At 46.5% G+C, this 18,741-nt stretch carries 21 protein-coding genes and 1 other RNA gene; 8 read left to right on the top strand and 14 right to left on the bottom strand.

The genetic code is table 11. The features are described from left to right. The first annotated feature begins 109 nt into the window (after positions 1-109). Positions 110-2,245: a bifunctional diguanylate cyclase/phosphodiesterase gene (locus tag L8G48_RS05325; protein WP_248263567.1), complete on the top strand. Its 2,136-nt coding sequence runs from the start codon at positions 110-112 to the stop codon at positions 2,243-2,245. A gap of 15 nt (positions 2,246-2,260) precedes the next feature. Here L8G48_RS05325 and rnpB read toward each other — a convergent pair. Together rnpB and rsmI are read right to left on the bottom strand one after the other, a co-directional pair. Next, positions 2,261-2,610: RNase P RNA component class A (gene rnpB / locus L8G48_RS05320), an RNA gene on the bottom strand. A 46-nt stretch (positions 2,611-2,656) separates the two neighbouring features. Beyond that, positions 2,657-3,511, bottom strand: coding sequence for a 16S rRNA (cytidine(1402)-2'-O)-methyltransferase (gene rsmI / locus L8G48_RS05315; protein ID WP_248263566.1), 855 nt, complete (start codon positions 3,509-3,511; stop codon positions 2,657-2,659). 75 nt (positions 3,512-3,586) lie between these two features. Here rsmI and L8G48_RS05310 point away from each other — a divergent pair, with 75 nt between their 5' ends. Genes L8G48_RS05310 through dolP form a run of 4 tightly spaced genes read left to right on the top strand, consistent with a single transcriptional unit; the run spans position 3,587 to position 6,906 of the window. Further along, positions 3,587-5,452 carry a penicillin-binding protein activator gene (locus L8G48_RS05310; protein ID WP_248263565.1) on the top strand — a complete coding sequence of 622 codons (1,866 nt, stop codon included), beginning with the start codon at positions 3,587-3,589 and terminating at the stop codon, positions 5,450-5,452. Further along, on the top strand, positions 5,430-5,780 hold the full coding sequence (locus tag L8G48_RS05305) for a YraN family protein (protein ID WP_248263564.1): 351 nt from the start codon (positions 5,430-5,432) through the stop codon (positions 5,778-5,780). The genes L8G48_RS05310 and L8G48_RS05305 overlap by 23 nt, the downstream gene beginning before the upstream one ends. A gap of 2 nt (positions 5,781-5,782) precedes the next feature. Beyond that, positions 5,783-6,325, top strand: coding sequence for an SIS domain-containing protein (locus L8G48_RS05300; protein WP_248263563.1), 543 nt, complete (start codon positions 5,783-5,785; stop codon positions 6,323-6,325). 5 nt (positions 6,326-6,330) lie between these two features. Further along, complete coding sequence (dolP, locus tag L8G48_RS05295; RefSeq protein WP_248263562.1) at positions 6,331-6,906, top strand: division/outer membrane stress-associated lipid-binding lipoprotein; 576 nt, start codon at positions 6,331-6,333, stop codon at positions 6,904-6,906. 20 nt (positions 6,907-6,926) lie between these two features. Here the strand turns inward: dolP and L8G48_RS05290 are convergent, their stop codons facing one another. From L8G48_RS05290 to zapE, 8 genes are all read right to left on the bottom strand, one after another. Continuing rightward, positions 6,927-7,337: a ClpXP protease specificity-enhancing factor gene (locus L8G48_RS05290; protein ID WP_248263561.1), complete on the bottom strand. Its 411-nt coding sequence runs from the start codon at positions 7,335-7,337 to the stop codon at positions 6,927-6,929. A 26-nt stretch (positions 7,338-7,363) separates the two neighbouring features. Continuing rightward, positions 7,364-7,987 (bottom strand): stringent starvation protein SspA, encoded by a 624-nt coding sequence (gene sspA, locus L8G48_RS05285; protein ID WP_248263560.1) that lies wholly within the window; start codon positions 7,985-7,987, stop codon positions 7,364-7,366. A gap of 84 nt (positions 7,988-8,071) precedes the next feature. After that, positions 8,072-8,806: a cytochrome c1 gene (locus L8G48_RS05280; RefSeq protein WP_248263559.1), complete on the bottom strand. Its 735-nt coding sequence runs from the start codon at positions 8,804-8,806 to the stop codon at positions 8,072-8,074. Next, positions 8,803-10,071: a cytochrome b gene (locus tag L8G48_RS05275; protein ID WP_248263558.1), complete on the bottom strand. Its 1,269-nt coding sequence runs from the start codon at positions 10,069-10,071 to the stop codon at positions 8,803-8,805. Before L8G48_RS05275 ends, L8G48_RS05280 begins: the two co-directional genes overlap by 4 nt. After that, a complete protein-coding gene (gene petA / locus L8G48_RS05270) occupies positions 10,071-10,661 on the bottom strand; it encodes a ubiquinol-cytochrome c reductase iron-sulfur subunit (RefSeq protein WP_248263557.1) in 591 nt (196 codons plus the stop codon). Before petA ends, L8G48_RS05275 begins: the two co-directional genes overlap by 1 nt. 225 nt (positions 10,662-10,886) lie before the next feature. Then, positions 10,887-11,279: a 30S ribosomal protein S9 gene (gene rpsI, locus L8G48_RS05265; RefSeq protein WP_248263556.1), complete on the bottom strand. Its 393-nt coding sequence runs from the start codon at positions 11,277-11,279 to the stop codon at positions 10,887-10,889. A 17-nt stretch (positions 11,280-11,296) separates the two neighbouring features. After that, positions 11,297-11,725 carry a 50S ribosomal protein L13 gene (rplM, locus tag L8G48_RS05260; RefSeq protein ID WP_248263555.1) on the bottom strand — a complete coding sequence of 143 codons (429 nt, stop codon included), beginning with the start codon at positions 11,723-11,725 and terminating at the stop codon, positions 11,297-11,299. A 197-nt stretch (positions 11,726-11,922) separates the two neighbouring features. Further along, a complete protein-coding gene (gene zapE, locus L8G48_RS05255) occupies positions 11,923-13,017 on the bottom strand; it encodes a cell division protein ZapE (RefSeq protein ID WP_248263800.1) in 1,095 nt (364 codons plus the stop codon). Positions 13,018-13,136: 119 nt separating this feature from the next. Here zapE and L8G48_RS05250 point away from each other — a divergent pair, with 119 nt between their 5' ends. The 3 genes from L8G48_RS05250 to L8G48_RS05240 all read left to right on the top strand — a co-directional run bounded on the left by L8G48_RS05250 (position 13,137) and on the right by L8G48_RS05240 (position 16,169). Continuing rightward, positions 13,137-13,610, top strand: coding sequence for a Z-ring associated ZapG family protein (locus L8G48_RS05250; RefSeq protein ID WP_248263554.1), 474 nt, complete (start codon positions 13,137-13,139; stop codon positions 13,608-13,610). Positions 13,611-13,697: 87 nt separating this feature from the next. Continuing rightward, on the top strand, positions 13,698-15,056 hold the full coding sequence (locus L8G48_RS05245) for a Do family serine endopeptidase (RefSeq protein ID WP_248263553.1): 1,359 nt from the start codon (positions 13,698-13,700) through the stop codon (positions 15,054-15,056). A gap of 63 nt (positions 15,057-15,119) precedes the next feature. Next, complete coding sequence (locus tag L8G48_RS05240; protein WP_248263552.1) at positions 15,120-16,169, top strand: trypsin-like peptidase domain-containing protein; 1,050 nt, start codon at positions 15,120-15,122, stop codon at positions 16,167-16,169. A gap of 19 nt (positions 16,170-16,188) precedes the next feature. On the opposite strand, the gene murA is transcribed toward L8G48_RS05240, so the two are convergent. The 4 genes from murA to L8G48_RS05220 are packed head-to-tail and all read right to left on the bottom strand — an operon-like array spanning position 16,189 to position 18,739. Beyond that, on the bottom strand, positions 16,189-17,448 hold the full coding sequence (gene murA / locus L8G48_RS05235) for a UDP-N-acetylglucosamine 1-carboxyvinyltransferase (protein WP_248263551.1): 1,260 nt from the start codon (positions 17,446-17,448) through the stop codon (positions 16,189-16,191). A gap of 16 nt (positions 17,449-17,464) precedes the next feature. Then, a complete protein-coding gene (locus L8G48_RS05230; RefSeq protein WP_248263550.1) occupies positions 17,465-17,719 on the bottom strand; it encodes a BolA family protein in 255 nt (84 codons plus the stop codon). A gap of 37 nt (positions 17,720-17,756) precedes the next feature. Beyond that, on the bottom strand, positions 17,757-18,068 hold the full coding sequence (locus L8G48_RS05225) for an STAS domain-containing protein (RefSeq protein ID WP_248263549.1): 312 nt from the start codon (positions 18,066-18,068) through the stop codon (positions 17,757-17,759). Continuing rightward, positions 18,068-18,739, bottom strand: coding sequence for an MlaC/ttg2D family ABC transporter substrate-binding protein (locus L8G48_RS05220; protein ID WP_248263548.1), 672 nt, complete (start codon positions 18,737-18,739; stop codon positions 18,068-18,070). The genes L8G48_RS05225 and L8G48_RS05220 overlap by 1 nt, the downstream gene beginning before the upstream one ends. Between the last annotated feature and the right edge of the window lie 2 nt (positions 18,740-18,741).

Here is an 18,741-nt window from a genome sequence, read left to right as displayed (position 1 = left end):
ACAGAAATTTACAGTAAGCGGTTGATGCTACATGCAAAATAGTTTTCTGCTAGGGAGTGTATCTTTTTTATGCAATAATGAATTCAGTTCAAACAGGCAGCGATACGTAATGAAACGCTACTTATTGGTTATCTTTATAAGCTTTTGTATTCTGGTCACTGGCGTTATCTGGTTTGCCGAAAATCAACACGCTCAGATAGTGGAATCACATAAACGTTTGGCTACAGAGCGCTTGGGCAAACTGCGGGCGGCTCTGGAAGGACAAATCAATTCTTCCTTAGCTACCGCTCGTGCGCTGCAGGCGGAAATTAAGATTTCACCGGATATCTCACCCGAACGCTATCGTCTGCTCATGCGGGAACTCATTACCGACGACCTGCCCGTGCGTCATGTCGCATTATCTCCCAATCTGGTTATTCAATTTCTCTATCCGTTAGCACCGAATAAAGAGGCGCTGGGTTTTGATTACCGTTCCTCCCCGGAGCAATTTGAAAACGTGCAAAAAGCCATTAGCAAAAAAAGCATTTTTATTTCCGGCCCGGTTAACCTTGTACAAGGTGGGCAAGCATTAATTGCCCGGGCTCCCGTTTTTATTGAAAACAAACTCTGGGGTGTCATTGCGGTCGTTATCGATATCGAAAAGCTGCTTATTAGCAGCGGCCTTACTTCTGTGGATGACTACCTTTTTGCCTTAAAAAAGCAAACTGATAAGAGCGCTACCTTATTTGATTTTGGTGATGCAACACTGTGGGAGAACGACTACGTCGCTATTGAAGTCAACGTATCGAGCGAAACATGGTTACTGGCTCTTGCACCAAAAGATAATGTCTGGGCAGAGCGTAACAACATTTATTGGATCATTGTTGGTGCAGGCTTATCTCTCTCATTTCTGATGATAGCCTTCATGTTTAACTTAGTAACGGCACAAAGCCGCTTACGCTCAGCACTGACAACCATTGACCATCAGGCTCATTTTGACCCCATTACCGATTTACCCAACCGCCGTGCCTTTGTCGATTACCTTACCCAATTAACCCAAAAAGGTCAGGAACAACAGTTCGCTATTTTGTTCATTGACCTTGACCATTTCAAAGAGGTTAACGACAGTCTTGGCCATGATGCCGGCGATGATTTATTAGTTGCTGTCGCTAAACGTCTGCAGAACCAATTGCGTGGCACCGATTTTATCGCCCGTATTGGTGGTGATGAGTTTGTTGTGGTAATTAATCGGTTTACTTCACATCAAGTAGTTAATGATTTAGCGGCTCAACTTAACCGTCACTTAAGTCAACCTTTCAGTCTACGCCAGAACCAAATACAAACGACCTGTAGTATTGGCATTGCACTTTACCCGGACGATGGCTTGCGAGCGACAGAGCTTTTAAAAAACGCCGATCTTGCCATGTATGCAGCTAAAACTGCCGGTCGACGTACGCATTATTTCTTTAACGACGAGTTACGGGAGCAAACTGAACGCCAAAACGCCCTGCACAAACGAATGCGTGACGGACTTAACAGGCATGAGTTTTCTCTGATGTATCAGCCGATAGTCGACTTTAGTACCGGCAAAATTAATAAGTGTGAAGCCTTACTGCGCTGGACTGATGAACATGGAAATAAGATTTCCCCGTCTGAGTTTATCCCCATTGCCGAACGCACCGGGCTTATTCACGAACTGGGACAGTTTGTTCTGGAACAGGCCTGTCTGGACTGGAACATAATAGATCAATCAGGATACCCAATTGAAATGTCCATCAACCGCTCTGAGCGTGAGCTTAACGACATGGAGTCTGCTAAGCAGTGGTTATCTTGTATTCGTCAGCACAACATACCCTGCGCTAGTATCACTTTTGAACTTACCGAATCGTTATTAATGAACGATAAGCAGCGACAATTACAGATTCTGCGCTACTTGCGCTCTCAGGGAGTGAAACTGGCGATTGATGACTTTGGTACCGGTTATTCCAGTATGAATTATTTACAACGCTATCCGGTCGACTATTTAAAAATTGATCGCAGTTTTTTAAATAAAGCGCCCGATGATCGTGTCCAAGTCGCACTGCTGGATGCATTACTGCGAGTGGCAAGAGCGCTCGATATTGATGTGATTGCCGAAGGTGTAGAAACCAAACAGCAATGGGAACTGCTGCAGCAAAAACAATGTGATTTTGCTCAGGGTTACTTTATTAGTGAGCCGCTACCGCTGAAGGAGTTACTTAAATTTTTAGGTAAATGGCAGTTTTAAGATGGCAAAAATAAGGTGGAGAGCCGGCCGATAAGCCGGGTTTTGTCGTGGACAATCATTCGTCTAGTGATCAGGTTACCCTGACCCTCAAGCAGTCTACCCGGGTTCAACGCGGGCCGCGCCAAAGAACCCCTATTTGACCTTGCTCCGGGTGGAGTTTACCGTGCCACAAACTGTTACCAGTTGCGCGGTGCGCTCTTACCGCACCCTTTCACCCTTACCTGTACTGCAAGCAGCCATCGGCGGTTTACTCTCTGCTGCACTGGTCGTCGGCTTACACCGCCCAGGCGTTACCTGGCACCCTGCCCTATGGAGCCCGGACTTTCCTCCCCCTGTAAACAGGCGGCGATTGTCTGGCCAGCTCTCCGATGGAGATTCTACGCTGCGGCGGGCTTTAACTCAATCTTTGTTTCATTGACTATTTTTATTTTCAAGCGCCCACTGATACAGCCTATTTTTTCGCTCGTCGTGAATTTTTGCCGTCAGAGCTGCGGCTTTCTTCAACGGCAGCTCGTCAAGCAATAACAGTAATGTCCGCTTAGTGGCTTCTCCCGGGCCGGTATGCGCCTCAATCTCTGGCTGCAGGGGTGCTATGAGTAATACCATTTCACCGCGTTGCTGGTTCTTATCGTCGGTTAAACGCTGCAGTAACTCTGCGGCATTGCCACTTAAATAGGTTTCAAATTGTTTTGTCAGCTCTCGGGCAAGCACCACGTTTCGTTCCTTACCCAGGGTAATGTCCATATCGGCTAAGGTGTGCAAAATTCGGTGGGGGCTTTCATAAACGACAACCGTACGCGTTTCTGATTGCAACTGTTCGAGCTTCGCTCTTCGCTGCTGAGGCTTCGCAGGTAGAAAACCTTCAAACGCAAAACGGTCAGTGGGCAACCCGGCAGCCGACAAGGCAACAGTCACTGCGCAGGCGCCAGGTAAAGCAATGACGTTTAAACCTTGTTGATGGCAACGATGCACTAATACGTAACCCGGGTCATTGATTAACGGCGTTCCGGCATCACTGACCAACGCCAGCGAATCGCCTTGTTGCAGACGTTCAATAACGGCATCTGCACGTTGGGTTTCGTTGTGCTCATGCAGTGCAAAAACCTCGTTCTGAATTCCATAGTGTTGCATGAGCTTGCGAGTATGCCGCGTATCCTCTGCGGCAATAGCGGCTACTTCAGTTAATGTTTTTATTGCTCTTTCGGTTATGTCGCCTAAGTTACCAATGGGGGTTGGTACGATATAAAGAATGCCCTGCTCTGCCATAATCAGTCTCTGTTTGTTTCCAGCGTCAATGCCGTTTATAGTATCACTGAACAGGCATCAAAGCGGAACCTTACAGTGATTAGAACGCATTCATTCGCAGTTTTAGCATTACTCGCGTTACTGGTACTCACACAGTGTACGTCGGCGCCCAGTCGGCAAACCCAAGAGCCAGAGAAAACGACGGATGTCACTGATCACGATTTGAGCTTAACCGAAGAAAAGTCTGCGCAGGACTGGTTGCAGGCAGCACAACGCGCGGATAACGATATTGAACAGCACTCCGCCCTGATACGCGCCGCTAACGCCTTTCAGAATGAGCAAAAATGGCAGCAGGCAGCGGCGGTTTTATCTCAATTGAGTTCGCAAAAAATTACCCACCACAGTCAAAAGTACTACCGCCTGGCAAAGGCACGTTGGGCTGCTGAACAACAGCAGTGGCTCGTCGTCGAAAAGGAACTAGAGGGAATACCCACGCAGTTTAATCAACGAGAATTCCGTTCTCTTAGTCTGCAACTGCTGTCACAGGCCGCTTACCGGCAACAAAATTATTGGCAAGCACTGGTCTGGCAAGTCGATGCACAACGCTTTGCTGAACAGCCAAACGCCGAAACAATTTGGTCTGTCGCTCGCCAAATTACCGCCTCTCAACTGCCGCAACAACGTCCGACCAATTTAGCTCTGGCAGGCTGGTGGCGTCTGGTTAATTTTCATCATCAGGCGATGACACGCCCTGACAAACTTAACGACTACCTGAATCAATGGCGACAAAGTTATCCGGAGCATGATGCGCTACCATTAGTGGAACGTTGGCAGACGCCCCAAACCGAGCCTGCAGCGAGTGTGTCATCAAAACCAACTATTGCAGTTTTGCTGCCGTTATCCGGCCGATATAAGCAGCAGGGTCAAGCAGTCCGGGATGGTATTATTGCGGGGACGAGTGAAACCAGAGGCCTGAAAGTTGTTTTTATTGATAGCGAAAAAGATAATATCGAAGCTCACAAAGAGCAAATACAGGCAATTAATCCCGCGGGAATTATCGGTCCGCTGTTGAAAGAAAAAGTTTCGGCCTGGGTCAAGCAGCCCCTGTTGGGTTTTCCTCAGATATTCCTCAACCAAGTTGATGAAAATACAATAGAACCATCATCGGCAAACGTCTTTTTTGCCCTGAGTCCAGATACTGAAGCGCATCAAGCGGCTGAACGAATCAACCGACAATTTTCAGGTTCCAGGAACGCGCTGGCGATAGCGGCAGATACCTCCAGCGGGAAAAGAATGATCGATGCTTTTAATTCGAGCTGGAACAACACAGAAACGGGGGAACCTAACGTTTCTTATTTTTCTGAGCGCAGTGATATGAAGCTAACGGTGGAAAAATCACTCGGTTTAACCGATAGTCAGCAGCGTATTCGCACCGTAAAAATTGCTGCGGGTAAAATTATTGTTGAGGAGCAAGAGCGCAGCCGCCGAGATATCAGCGCTATTTACCTCCCCGGAAATCTACAACAAATACGTCTGTTAAAACCCTTTATTGATGTCAGCGTTTCACCTTTCGCCGACCCTATTCAAGTCTATGCCAGTTCAGCGACTCATGCGTTAAAAAACCGTTCAGGTGACTCAGACCTTAACGGCATTATCTTTTCCGATATCCCTTGGCTGGTTTCTAACTCCGGCAGCAACATCCTTTTAAGTCAATGGCTTAAACTACGTAACGGATGGGGTCTGTCGCTCGCCCGGTTAACTGCTATGGGTTATGACAGCGTGTCCTTAGTACAGCGGCTGAAAATGATGAGGCGTATGCCGGGATTGACCTGGTCTGGTCTTAGCGGCAACCTCCACATTAATGACGCCGTTGTTCAACGAGAGCTTATTTGGGCTACCTTTAGTGAAGGAAAAATCACCTTAGCAGAGGAGTCAAATAATGCAGGAAGTCGCTACTGGTAGAAAAGCCGAGTCACTCTGTGCCGAGTTTCTGGAAAAACATAACCTTACAATTATTTGCAAAAATTACCGCATCGATGGTGGTGAAGTTGATATCATAGCTCGCGATGGTATTTATTGGGTATTTTGCGAGGTTAAATATCGGCAACACGAAAGCTTCGCCGCCGTATTAGAGCAAATTCAGCCACAGCAATGCCGCCGGGTTCGACAGACAGCTCGATATTATTTACTCAGTAATAATATCGATGAACATACTGCCGCTATACGTTTTGATGTTATCGCTATAGTGGGTGAGTCAAAAAAAATTGAATGGTTTAAGGACGCATTCTGACTATGAATGACGAATTAATTAAGGCGCTCTTTACGGAGAGTATCCAGACACAAATTTCCGCGGTTGAAAGCCTCACGGATGAGATGGCAACCACCGTCGAACTGCTGGTTGCTAACCTGTTGAATGGGCAGCGTGTATTTTGCTGCGGTGATCACAAAACCGGAGTTATCGCTCAGCACTTTGCGAATCTAATGACCGAAGGCATGAAACTCGATCGTCCGCCTTTTCCCGTACTGGCGCTAAACGCAGGAAAACAAAAACAATTGGCGGCTCTGGGGCAGGCCAGTGATATTTTGCTGGTTATAGCGGATAACCAGGAGAGTGAGGAACTCACTTCCATTATGGAAACGGCCATCAGCCGGGATATGCTGATTATCGCTTTAACCGGAGAGGACAATGACTCGGTTTCTGGTCTGTTAGGCACCAATGACATTGAATTAAGAGTTCCCAGTTTGAATCCAGCCCGTATACTCGAAACTCAGTTATTTATTGTTCACGGCCTATGTGAACAAATAGAAAACACTATTTTCCCGCAGGAGCACTAATACATATGAGTTTATCTAAAGCTGTTTTCCCCGTCATTTTTATCGGTTTATTAAGCTTACAAGGTTGTGCGGCGGTTGCTGTCGGTGCTGCCGCTGTTGGCATATCGTCGGCGACCGATCCCCGTACGATAGGAACCCAGGTCGATGACCAGACCATAGAAATGAAAACAAACGCAAAATTAGGAAATGACGAGCAGTTTAAGGATTCTCGTGTGTCGGCTATCAGTTATGATACGAACGTTTTATTGGTTGGTCAGGTACCCAGCGAAGCGTTAAGAAGAAGAGCAGAGGATGTCATTAAAGACACCAACGGCATCAATAAAATTTTCAACCAGTTACGCATTGGTTCGAAAGCTTCAACGGCTGTCCGTGCAGGAGATAGCTGGATAACCAGCAAAGTAAAGCTTAAATTTGCTAACAACAAATCAATTGATGCTAGCAATATTAAAGTGGTCACAGAAAATGCCGAAGTCTTTTTGCTTGGTCACGTTAGTCAGACTGAAGCTGATACGGCTGTTGACGTTACCAGGAACGTTAACGGTGTCGAGCGGGTCATTAAAGCACTAACCATAAAGCGTTAGTGCTTTAATCTTTACTTGCTTTACTTAACAACTTTTAAGTTGGGCTTTTTCTTAGCAGATTTTTGCTCTGTTTGTTCACTGCTTTGCTCTTCTTCATCAAGCGCAGGCATTTTATCCAGCTCAGGTTCAGCTTCAAACATTGCCCCGGCTCCGTTTTCTCGAGCATAGATCGCTAAGGCGGCTGTCATGGGCACAATAACCTGCATAGGCTTGCCGCCAAAACGAGCGTTAAATCGAACTTCGTGATCAGCTAACTGCAACCCCTGAACGGCTGTCGGTGAAATATTTAGGACAATCTGCCCCTCACTCACAAAGTTTTGCGGTACAACAGTACCAACAATGGTTGCGTCAACAACCAAGTGCGGCGTCAGATCGTTATCAACGATCCACTCGTACAACCCGCGAAGTAGATAAGGTCTTTTCGGCGTCATAGTAAGACTCCCCGACGTCGATGAAATTAATGGCGTGCCAGTTCTTTCTCATCTTCAGTTAAAGAATCCTGGAACGTTTTTCGCTCAAATAAACGCACCATATATTGCTTGATTTCTTTCGCACCCTGGCCTTCTAAATCAATACCATAAGCCGGTAAACGCCATAATAGAGGCGCTAAATAGCAATCCACCAAGCTGAACTCTTCGCTCATAAAATACGGCGTATCGGCAAAAATTGGTGCTAGTGAAAGAATACCTTCTTTCAACTCTTGCCTTGCTTGCGCATCACCTTTTTGAATCTTTTCAGCCAGGCTGTACCAGTCCCGTTCAATTCGGTACATCATAAGACGACTGTTACCACGGGCAACCGGATATACAGGCATTAGCGGAGGGTGTGGAAAACGCTCATCAAGATATTCCATGATAATTTGCGCGTTATAGAGTACAAGTTCGCGATCAACAAGAGTCGGCGTAGCTTCTGGGTACGGGTTAAGCTGTAACAGATCCTCCGGCGTACTTTCGTCGGTCACATACGTAATTTCGACACCAACACCTTTCTCAGCCAACACCAGACGTACCTGATGACTCTTTAAGTCATCCTTTCCTGAATATAACGTCATTACTGAGCGTTTATTTGCTGCAACAGCCATTCCTTTCTCCAGATAATATCAACGTGAAAAGGGTGGCAAGCCACCCTTTCCTGAACCGTTGTCTAACAGACTGATAAGCCCTGATTATTTCAGGTCTTTCCAAAACTCTTTTTTCAGTAACCATGCCAGAATAGTGAATACCAGCAGGAAACCAAAGACGAACCAACCCGTTCTACGCTGTTCTAACAACATAGGTTCGCCGACGTAGACCAAGAATGTGGTCAAATCTAACATTGCTTGATCGTATTCGCTTTCCGATAAGCGACCGTCTCCATCCGTTTTTAAGCCGACGTAAACGTCTTTCATCTCGCCGTCTATCATGCGCTCTTCATAAGTTTTCTCGGGAAGCCCCTGAAGTTCTTCCAGTACATGGGGCATTCCGACGTTGGGGAATACCGCATTATTAACTCCGAAAGGACGGCTCTCATCTTTATAAAATGAACGCAAGTAAGTATAAATCCAGTCAGCACCTCTGACTCGGGCAACGTTGGTCAAATCAGGTACCGCTGTACCAAACCAGTTTGCGGCTGAATCGGAATTCATATTATTGGTAATTAAGTCACCAGCTTTATCACCGGTAAATTGCAGATACTTCTCTCCCAGCTCTTGTGGGATACCAATATCTTCAAAAGTCCGGTTGTAACGGTGATATTCCAACTGATGACAGCCCAGGCAATAGTTCATGTACAACTGCGCGCCGCGCTGCAGCGAAGCTTTGTCGTGTAAATCGACGTCAGCTTTGTCTAATGGAACGTCAGGGCCCGCCGCAAATACTAGCGACGGAACCAGGGTTACAAGAGCGATTAACAATTTTTTCATTTCGAAGTCACCCTTTCTGGTACCGGTTTAGTCTTCTCACGCTTACTGTAGAACCAGAGCAGTCCGAAGAACGCAAAGTACAGGAACGTAAATATCTGTGCAAACACAGTTGCAACCGGCGTTGCAGGCTGTGTTCCAAGATAACCCAGTACAACGAAGCTGATAGCAAAGACAAATAAGTTCAGCTTATGCAACAGGCTACGATAGCGAATAGAGCGCACTCGACCACGGTCTAACCAAGGCAACAAGGCCAGAAACACGATGGCAGCAAACATTAAAATAACGCCAAACAGTTTATCCGGTACCGCGCGCAAAATGGCGTAGAACGGTGTGAAATACCAAACGGGAGCAATATGCTCTGGTGTCTTCAATGGATTCGCCGGTTCAAAGTTAGGCGGCTCAAGGAAAAATCCACCCATTTCCGGGTTGAAGAAAATAACGTAGCAGAAGATAAACAAAAAGATACCAAAGCCAAACATATCCTTAACAATGTAATAAGGATAAAACGGAATAGAATCAACAATGTCTTTCTTGTTCGTGAAGCGTTCATGGAATTTGAACTTCGGCTTTTCTTCGTCCGGTACTGAGCCTTTCGGCTTTTTCGTATCAACACCATCAGGGTTGTTGGAGCCTACTTCGTGCAAAGCAACAATATGCAGGAACACCAGAATAACCAGAACCAGCGGCAAGGCAATAACATGCAGGGCAAAGAAGCGGTTCAGTGTCGCTCCGGAAATGACGTAGTCACCACGGATCCACAAGGTTAAGTCATCACCAATAACCGGAATGGCGCCGAACAATGAGATAATAACCTGAGCGCCCCAGTAAGACATTTGTCCCCAGGGTAACAGGTAACCCATAAAGGCTTCGGCCATCAACACCAGGAAGATGAACATACCAAACAGCCAGATCAATTCACGCGGCTTTTGGTAAGAGCCGTACATCATTCCGCGGAACATATGCAGGTACACGACAACAAAAAACGCGGACGCACCCGTAGAGTGCATATAACGCAATAACCAACCGTATTCGACATCTCGCATTATGAACTCAACTGACGCAAACGCGCCGTCTGCACTAGGTACATAGTTCATGGTAAGCCAAACACCGGTCAATATTTGGTTAATTAAAACAAGGGTTGCCAGAAAACCGAAAACATACCACATATTGAAGTTTTTCGGAGCGGGATACTGCGCCAGGTGGATGTTCCAGGTTTTTGTCATGGGGATGCGGGCATCCATCCACTCTACAAATCGCTTAAACATTATGCTTGCCCCTTATCTTCACCCACCAGAATGGTGTTGTCATCGATAAAATAGTGCGGTGGCACAACCAGGTTCAATGGAGCAGGAACGCCTTCAAAAACGCGCCCGGCCACATCAAACTTAGAACCGTGGCACGGGCAGAAAAAACCGGAATTGACGCCATCAACGTGGTCTCCCATACCATTTTCCAGATAAGATGGAGAACAACCTAAATGAGTACAGATGCCAACCGCAACAAAGAATTCTTCTTTGATTGAGCGATACTGGTTCTGTGCATACTCTGGCTGTTGCGGTTCTTCTGAATTTGCATCACGAAGTCGATCTTCTACTTTCGATAGCCCCTCAAGCATCTCAGGTGTGCGACGCACTACCCACACAGGTTTTCCACGCCACTTCACACGGATTAACTGACCGGGCTCAGCTTTGCGTACATTTACTTCTACTGGCGCTCCAGCGTTTTTTGCTCTGGCACTCGGGTTCCATGATGCTATAAAAGGAACGGCTACAGCCACCGCCCCTACACCACCTACCACTGAGGTTGCAACGGTCAAAAAACGACGGCGGCCTTTATCTACAGGCGCATTGCTCATCCATCTACTCTCCAGTTTTGGACGCTCCACGATACGTTGTCGTGAAGTCGGGAATTAGCTGCTGTTTTTTCCGCTTATGCGGATTACAGAAAATGCTTTGAGATGATAATGAAAAGACACACTTTTTACAAGCTTAATAGCTGCCCTTATCAGTGTATTTCCATTTCATACTGGCATAAAAAAACCCAGCCGAAGCTGGGTTTTGCCACAATAACGAAAGACAAATTAACGCTTCGAGAACTGTGGACGTTTACGTGCTTTGTGCAAGCCGATTTTCTTACGTTCAACCTGACGAGCGTCACGGGTAACGTAACCTTCCTTACGTAGCGGACCACGTAAAGCTTCGTCGTATTGCATTAAGGCACGAGTAATACCGTGACGGATTGCACCAGCCTGACCGGTAGTACCGCCACCACTTACAGTGATGTACATGTCAAATTTTTCAGTCATTTCAACCAACTCTAATGGTTGACGAACAACCATCTGAGCTGTTTCACGACCGAAGTATTCTTTCAGTTCACGGTTGTTAATTTTGATGTTGCCGCTACCAGGACGCAAAAATACGCGAGCCGTGGAGTTTTTGCGACGACCAGTACCGTAGTATTGATTATCTGCCATAGTGTTCTTGCTCCGTATTATATATCCAGTTGTTTAGGTTGTTGAGCAGTATGATTATGCTCAGTACCTGCGTACACTTTCAGTTTACGGAACATGGCACGACCCAATGGACCACGGGGTAACATACCTTTCACCGCTTTCTGAATGACCATTTCTGGTTTCTTAGCAATCAGTTTTTCAAAGCTGATTGATTTGATACCACCCGGAAATCCAGTGTGCGAGTAGTACATCTTATCTTGAGCTTTGTTACCGGTAACGGCAACTTTCTCAGCGTTAATGACGACGATATAATCGCCCGTATCAACGTGAGGCGTATACTCAGGCTTGTGCTTGCCGCGTAAACGACGAGCGATTTCAGTAGCTAAACGACCTAAAGTTTTGCCTTCAGCGTCTACTACGTACCAGTCGCGTTTTACCGTTTCTGGCTTGGCTACAAATGTTTTCATTGTATAAAACCTACATTTTAAAAGTTCACGGACAGTAATTCCGGGCTTCCCCGCGAATCACAACAATAATAAAATGATAAAAATCATTTAGTTATCTGCTGCAACCGCTGCATTACATGCTGCAACGCAACGGACTGTAACGTGGGCTGCGCGGATTATAGGAAAAATGAGGTTAAAGATCACGCATTTTCTGAAATTTATGCTTTATGAGCCATAGCCAGATATTCATGACTTTGCATTTCCTGCAACCGACTGACGCACCGGCGGAACTCAAACGTTAACTGACCGTCTGTGTAAAGCTTTTCGATATTCTCTTCGGCCGATAAAATAAGTTTTACCCGGCGTTCGTAAAACTCATCCACTAACGCAATAAAACGACGAGCTGTATCATCTTTACCAGCCCCCATTTGTTCGACATCGCTGATCAGTACGGCATGATAAATTCGGGCTATCTCCATGTAGTCATTTTGACTGCGCGCCGTTTTACAAATGGCAGCAAAGTCAAAGAAAACCACATCATCACACTCTGCCCTTACCTCAATATTTCGGCCTTCTATGTCAATGCAGTCTGATTCGTATCGGTCTTTGAATTCCGGAGCCAGTTCTTTAAAGTATCGCCATAAATTTTTATCCGCCTGCTGGTCCAGCGGCGAATGAAAAATTTCAGCTTGAGTCAGCGTTCTCAGGCGATAATCGATACCGCTGTCAACATTGACCACCTCGCACTGTTGTTTGATAAGCTTAATAGCCGGAATAAAACGTGCCCGTTGCAGCCCATTTTTATACAAGTCGTCGGGAATAATATTTGAGGTAGCGACCAACACCACTCCCCGCTCAAACAAATATTCGAACAGTTTGCCCAGCAACATCGCATCGGTAATATCCTGCACAAAAAACTCATCAAAACAGACAATCAGTGCTTCACCTGAAATCTTGTCAGCAACAATACGTAACGGATCGCTTTGCTTGTCCAGTTGTTTCAATTCGTTGTGGATCCGATGCATAAAACGGTGAAAATGAATGCGCCATTTGCGCTCAATTGGCAAACTTTCAAAAAAGGTATCGACTAAGTACGTTTTCCCACGGCCCACACCGCCCCAAAAATAAACGCCCTGAGGCCGGTTCGGAGTGTTACGTAACCATTTCCGCCACCCGGACAGAGTGTCATACTTGTTCCACTCAATAAGCTCGTCATGCAGTCTTTGCAAATGTTTAACGGCATTAAGCTGTGCTGTATCTTCCGAGAAACCATTGTGTTCGATATCATACCGATAACGTTCTAGTGGAGACATTTGCTGTTTGGACACTACCACTTCACCTCAGTTGGGATTATCCTAATAGGTAATATGTTATCATGAAGGCGAAGCGCAGCAATCATTCGCAGCTGTAGCAGCTTGTGCAGGAGTTAATTATGAGTTGGATTATTGGAATTCTGTTGGTCATTGCCGGTGCAATCATTGGTTTTTTTGCAGCTCGTTACAGTCAGTCTAAGGGGCAATCAGGCGACCTAGAAGAGCAAGTTGAGCAAAGTCAGCAGCGTTTAACGGACTACCAGCGAGAAGTCTCTGAGCATTTCATAACGGCAAACGCTATGGTTGAACAATTAGCGGATACGCAACAGCGTTTACAAAGTTACTTAAATCAAAGCGCAGAGTTACTGGAGAAGAGTGACACGCAAAGTGATTTACCTTTTTTTGCAGAAGATACAATCAAACAGCTACGTGTAGCAAACTCGTTGAATAAAGATCACCGCTCTGGTCGCGATAGCTACAGCGGCAACGATATTCCTCGTGATTACACTGAAGGTTCCAGCGGCTTATTCTCAAACAGCTACGAAGAAAAATTCGATGAAGATTCCGGTGAAGAGTCCTCAAAAACATCTTGAAACATTTTTAGAGTGAACTCATAGCACTAACAAGCGGTCTTAACTGCAAATCACTTGTTAGTGCTTTATTAAGGAGTCACTCAAACCATGAAACGAGTATTAGCTTTATTCAGTTTACTCTTCGTTTTTAGCTTTACGCCTATTACTTCGGCTCAGGCCGGTATTCCGTTTTTTAGTAACGACGACGAGCAACCCACACTAGCGCCAATGCTGGAAGAGGTTACCCCGGCTGTTGTTAATATTTCCGTTAAAGGTAAGCGCGAGGTTCGACAGCGCCTGCCGGACGCACTGCGCTTCTTCTTTGGCCCTGATTCTCCGAGAGAACGAGTGCGAGAGCGCCCGTTTCGTGGGCTGGGGTCCGGAGTGATTATTGACGCTGAAAACGGCTATGTGGTCACCAACAACCATGTGGTCGACGACGCCACAGAAATTCTGATCACATTAAAAGATGGCCGCGAATTTGATGCCAAAGTCATTGGTACCGATAAACGAAGTGACGTGGCTTTGCTTAAAATAGAAAAGGGTAAAGACCTTACCGCCATTCAGTTAGGTAATTCATCCGATTTACGAGTCGGCGATTTTGTTGTTGCTATTGGCAACCCTTTTGGGCTGGGCCAAACAGTCACCTCCGGTATTGTTAGTGCACTAGGTCGCGGCGGACTCGGTATTGAAGAACTGGAAAACTTTATTCAAACCGATGCCGCTATCAATAGTGGCAATTCAGGCGGCGCTTTAGTTACGCTAGATGGCAAGTTGATAGGGATTAACACCGCAATACTAGGACCCAATGGCGGTAATATCGGTATTGGCTTCGCGATACCGTCAGACATGATGAATAACTTAGTACAACAGCTTATTGAATTCGGCGAAGTGCGCCGCGGTGTGCTGGGTGTGCGTGGTAACGATTTAACTCACGACGTGGCTCAGGCGCTTAACATTCCAATAAATCGCGGCGCTTTCGTCTCGCAGGTCGTACCCGGCAGTTCGGCAGCCAGCGCCGGCATTGAATCCGGTGATGTTATTGTATCTATTAACCAGCAGGCTATTCGTTCATTCTCAGAACTTGGCGCACTGGTTGGATCAATAGGTTCGGGCAATTCAATAGAACTTGGTATTATTCGTGATGGCGAGGAAATATCGGTTGATGTCAGACTAGGTGCACAAGACACCGCTGTTACTGCAGCCACGATTCACCCTGCCCTGGAGGGAGCAACTCTGGTTGCCACTGAAGCAGGTAAGGGCATCGAAGTCAGTGAACTTGGCGAACGTTCTCCGGCGGCTCGAATTGGGCTGGAAAAAGGCGATATTATCCAAGGTGTTAATAGAGTAAGAGTCAATAATGTGGCCGAACTCCGGAGCGCCATAGAAGACAAAGCAGGCGTTATAGCGTTGAATATAAAACGTGGCGACAGCTCACTCTATATCGTGCTACGTAACACCAACTGACATTGTGACAGTGCGGTGGTATCAGTGCTATGCTGATACCACCTAATTTAACCGGAAGCAGGTATGCAGCAACTCTCTTCACCCCTACGATTTTTACTTCAGTCAGTCGGCTTAGGCCTTGTTGTTGCGGCCATTGTTATTGTCACTCAGCCATTTTGGGGACAATCAGAGTCTCTGGGGCAAACCAACTCTGAAATTGTCTCTTTTAACCAGGCAGTGCGTAAAGCAGCTCCGGCGGTCGTTAATATTTACAGTATGGGCGAAATACAGGGCTCTTATTACCAGCCTCAGTCATCGCGTGTCTGGCGCCTGGGTTCCGGTGTCATTATGGACTCTCAGGGCTACATCCTCACCGCTCATCATGTCGTCGATAATGTCGATAAAGTTGAAGTTGCTTTGCAAGACGGTAGACGTTATGCGGCTCAGATAATCGGTAGCGACCGCTACACCGACCTTGCTGTTCTCAAAATTGATGCTGATAACCTTCCGGTTATTCCCGTTCAGTCAACACGTCGTATTCAAGTCGGCGATATTGTACTTGCCATCGGTAACCCCTATAACATCGGGCAAACAATCACTCAGGGAATCATTAGTGCCAGTGGCGGCCGGGTTGGGGTCAGCAATTCTTACTCCGACCTTATTCAGATGGATGCCGTAATCAACCAGGGAGCGTCAGGTGGGGCGCTGGTCAATACAGCCGGCGAGTTAATAGGCATCAATAACGCCCGCTACAACTCCGCTTTTGGTGACGGCGGCGAGGGAATTTACTTTGCGGTACCTTATGAGAATGCCCGCAAGGTGATGAAAACGCTGATCCGTGAAGGCAAGGTAGTGCGCGGCTACATTGGTATCAGTGTTAACCCGAATTTCAGTGAAGAGCAGTCTTTATCAGGTATTTTAATTACCGATGTTGAGAGTGGCGGACCAGCAGCATTAGCCGGTCTGCAAAGAGATGACTTTTTAGTCGCTATTGGTGGTGAGCCCGTTCGTTCGGCGCCGGAGGGACTGGACCGAGTCGCCAATAGCGAACCCGGTACCGAACTGGGCGTTGAGTTTTACCGTAACAACAAACGCATGACAGCCACAGTTACTGTTGCCGAGCTGCCTCGTTAAACCTTAAAGACGGCTGTTATTAAGCCGTCACTCGCTCCATATCAGCGCCTAAAGCCTTCAACTTTTTCTCAATACCCTCGTAACCACGATCGATATGGTAAATACGTTCGACGATAGTTTCGCCGGTAGCAACCAAACCCGCTATAACCAGAGATGCGGAAGCACGCAGATCCGTGCACATAACCTCTGCGCCGGTTAATTCTTCAACGCCATGGCACAAAGCTGTGTTGCCTTCTGATTCGACATTAGCGCCCATGCGTCTTAGCTCAGGAATGTGCATAAAGCGATTTTCGAAGATGGTTTCGCGAATACCGGCGGTGCCTTGTGCAATAGCATTTAACGCACAAAATTGAGCCTGCATATCGGTCGGGAAAGCCGGGTGCGGAGCGGTAATAATATTAACAGCTTTAGGCCGCCCGTTACTTTCTATGGTTATCCAGTCCTCACCTTTATGAATACTTGCGCCAGCTTCTTCTAATTTCTTAAGCACCGCATCCAGACTCGCCGGATCGGTTTTTTCACAGCGCACCGAACCGCCTGTTGCTAAAGTTGCAACGAGAAAAGTTCCGGTCTCTATACGATCAGGCATCACACTATATTCACCACCATGCAGCTTATCAACGCCGGTAATATGGATGGTGTCACAACCCGCGTCACGCACATTTGCACCCAGACTGTTCAAAAAATTCGCTAAATCGATAACCTCGGGTTCACGAGCTGCGTTCTCTATAACGGTTTCGCCCTCTGCCAGTACTGCCGCCATCATTAAGTTCTCTGTGCCGGTAACACTGACCGTATCCAACAGAATTTCAGCACCTTTTAAGCGACCATCGACCGACGCCTTGATATAGCCATTTTCAACATCGATATGCGCGCCCATTTTGCGCAGACCGTCAATATGCAGATTTACAGGCCGGGCACCGATAGCGCAACCACCCGGCAATGAAACCTCCGCTTTTCCGGTTTTAGCCAGTAACGGACCTAACACCAAAATAGAAGCCCGCATCGTTTTAACTAAGTCGTAAGGGGCTTTAAAATGGTTTAACGTTGTCGGATCGATACAGACACCATTGTTATTCAGACTGCCGTGATTAATACCCAGACAATCCAGCAACTCCAGAGTGGTATCGACGTCGTGCAAATCTGGAACATTAGATAGTGTGACTTTGTCTGAAGGCAACAGCGATGCCATTAAGATAGGCAAAGCGGCGTTTTTTGCGCCTGAAATGGTGACTGAACCGGTTAACGGCAGGCCACCACGTATTTTAAATTTATCCATCAACTAACCAACAACCTTATGGCATCATTAATTTTTTATCACGCGCCCAGTCTTCAGGCGTGTAGGCTTTTATCGAAACAGCATGGATTGAACCATCTGCAATTAAAGGGTTTAATGGGCCATAAACTGTCTGCTGACGCTTTACCCGACTCATGCCTTTAAAGTCTTCGCTGACAGCAATAATTTCTGCATTGGCACCTTCAACTTTGACCCGTAGCTCTTCTAAAGCGAGCGCATCATTAAGCACGTTTTTAAGTTCTTCTGTATTCATTCTTATCTGCCGTTAGCTTAAAAGTTAATAAGACCGCCTAGCTTAACGAAAGCAGTGACTCAACGCCACTAACGCGGGCAATTTGTTTCAACTGATCGGAGGCACCTATACACGTCAGAGGTCCTTTTCCATCCCCGATTAATTTCAGAATTTCGAGTAAGAAAGCAACACCGGCGGTATCGATAACCTCAACGTCTTTTAAATCAACCCGGGTTTCGCTTCCAACCGGCCAGTCCTTTCGCTGCGACCAGAGACTGGCAACACTGTGACGCGTTAATGAGCCACTAAACTCTAACGTCTTATTATCGCTAACTTTAACGGTAGCTAAGTCTGTTTGCTGTGCGCTCATTAAATTTCCTCTGCCGGATTCTTAACTTCCTCATCGGACTTGATGGGTTCAGCGGCTTTCTTTTCAATCAGATCAATGGTTTTATCAATACCATTAGCACGGATGACGGACGAAATTTCACTTTGCTTGCTGTTCAGCAAGCTAATACCCTCAACAACCAAGTCATAAGCTTTCCAGAGTTCTTCGTCAGAGTCATAACGAATGCGAAAATCCATGCGAATTTCAGGACGTCCTTGTTCTTTTACCCGGGTGCGCACCACTGCCGAACGCGCATCGTCGGACAATTCACCACTGGGTTCAAAACTCACCGTATGTATGTCTTCGTCATACTGAGTAAAGGCACGGGCATAGGTCGCCACTAAATAGTCATAAAAAACACGATAAAAACGTTCACGCTGCTCTTTAGTCGTGTCGCGCAAATAGCGCCCTAAAACCTTCTTCGACGCATACATGTTGTCGACGTAAGGCATCATCTCGTCTTTGACGATTTCCTTTAGATAATTTGGGTCATCATCAATTTTATTCCGCTCCGACGCTATACGGTCAAAGGTCTTTTCAGCAACGGCTTTTAACAATTCCCGTGGGTCATCTTTATGTATCAATTCTGCGGATGCTGACGCAACCCATACAAACATTACAAAAGCCGCTATTATCCATTGTTTTACTGCCATGA

This window comes from Idiomarina aminovorans (genome assembly GCF_023155095.1).
In the GTDB taxonomy this organism is placed as follows: domain Bacteria; phylum Pseudomonadota; class Gammaproteobacteria; order Enterobacterales; family Alteromonadaceae; genus Idiomarina; species Idiomarina aminovorans.
The sequence above is the reverse complement of the archived record's forward strand: the minus strand, read 5'-3'. Positions and strand labels throughout refer to the sequence as shown.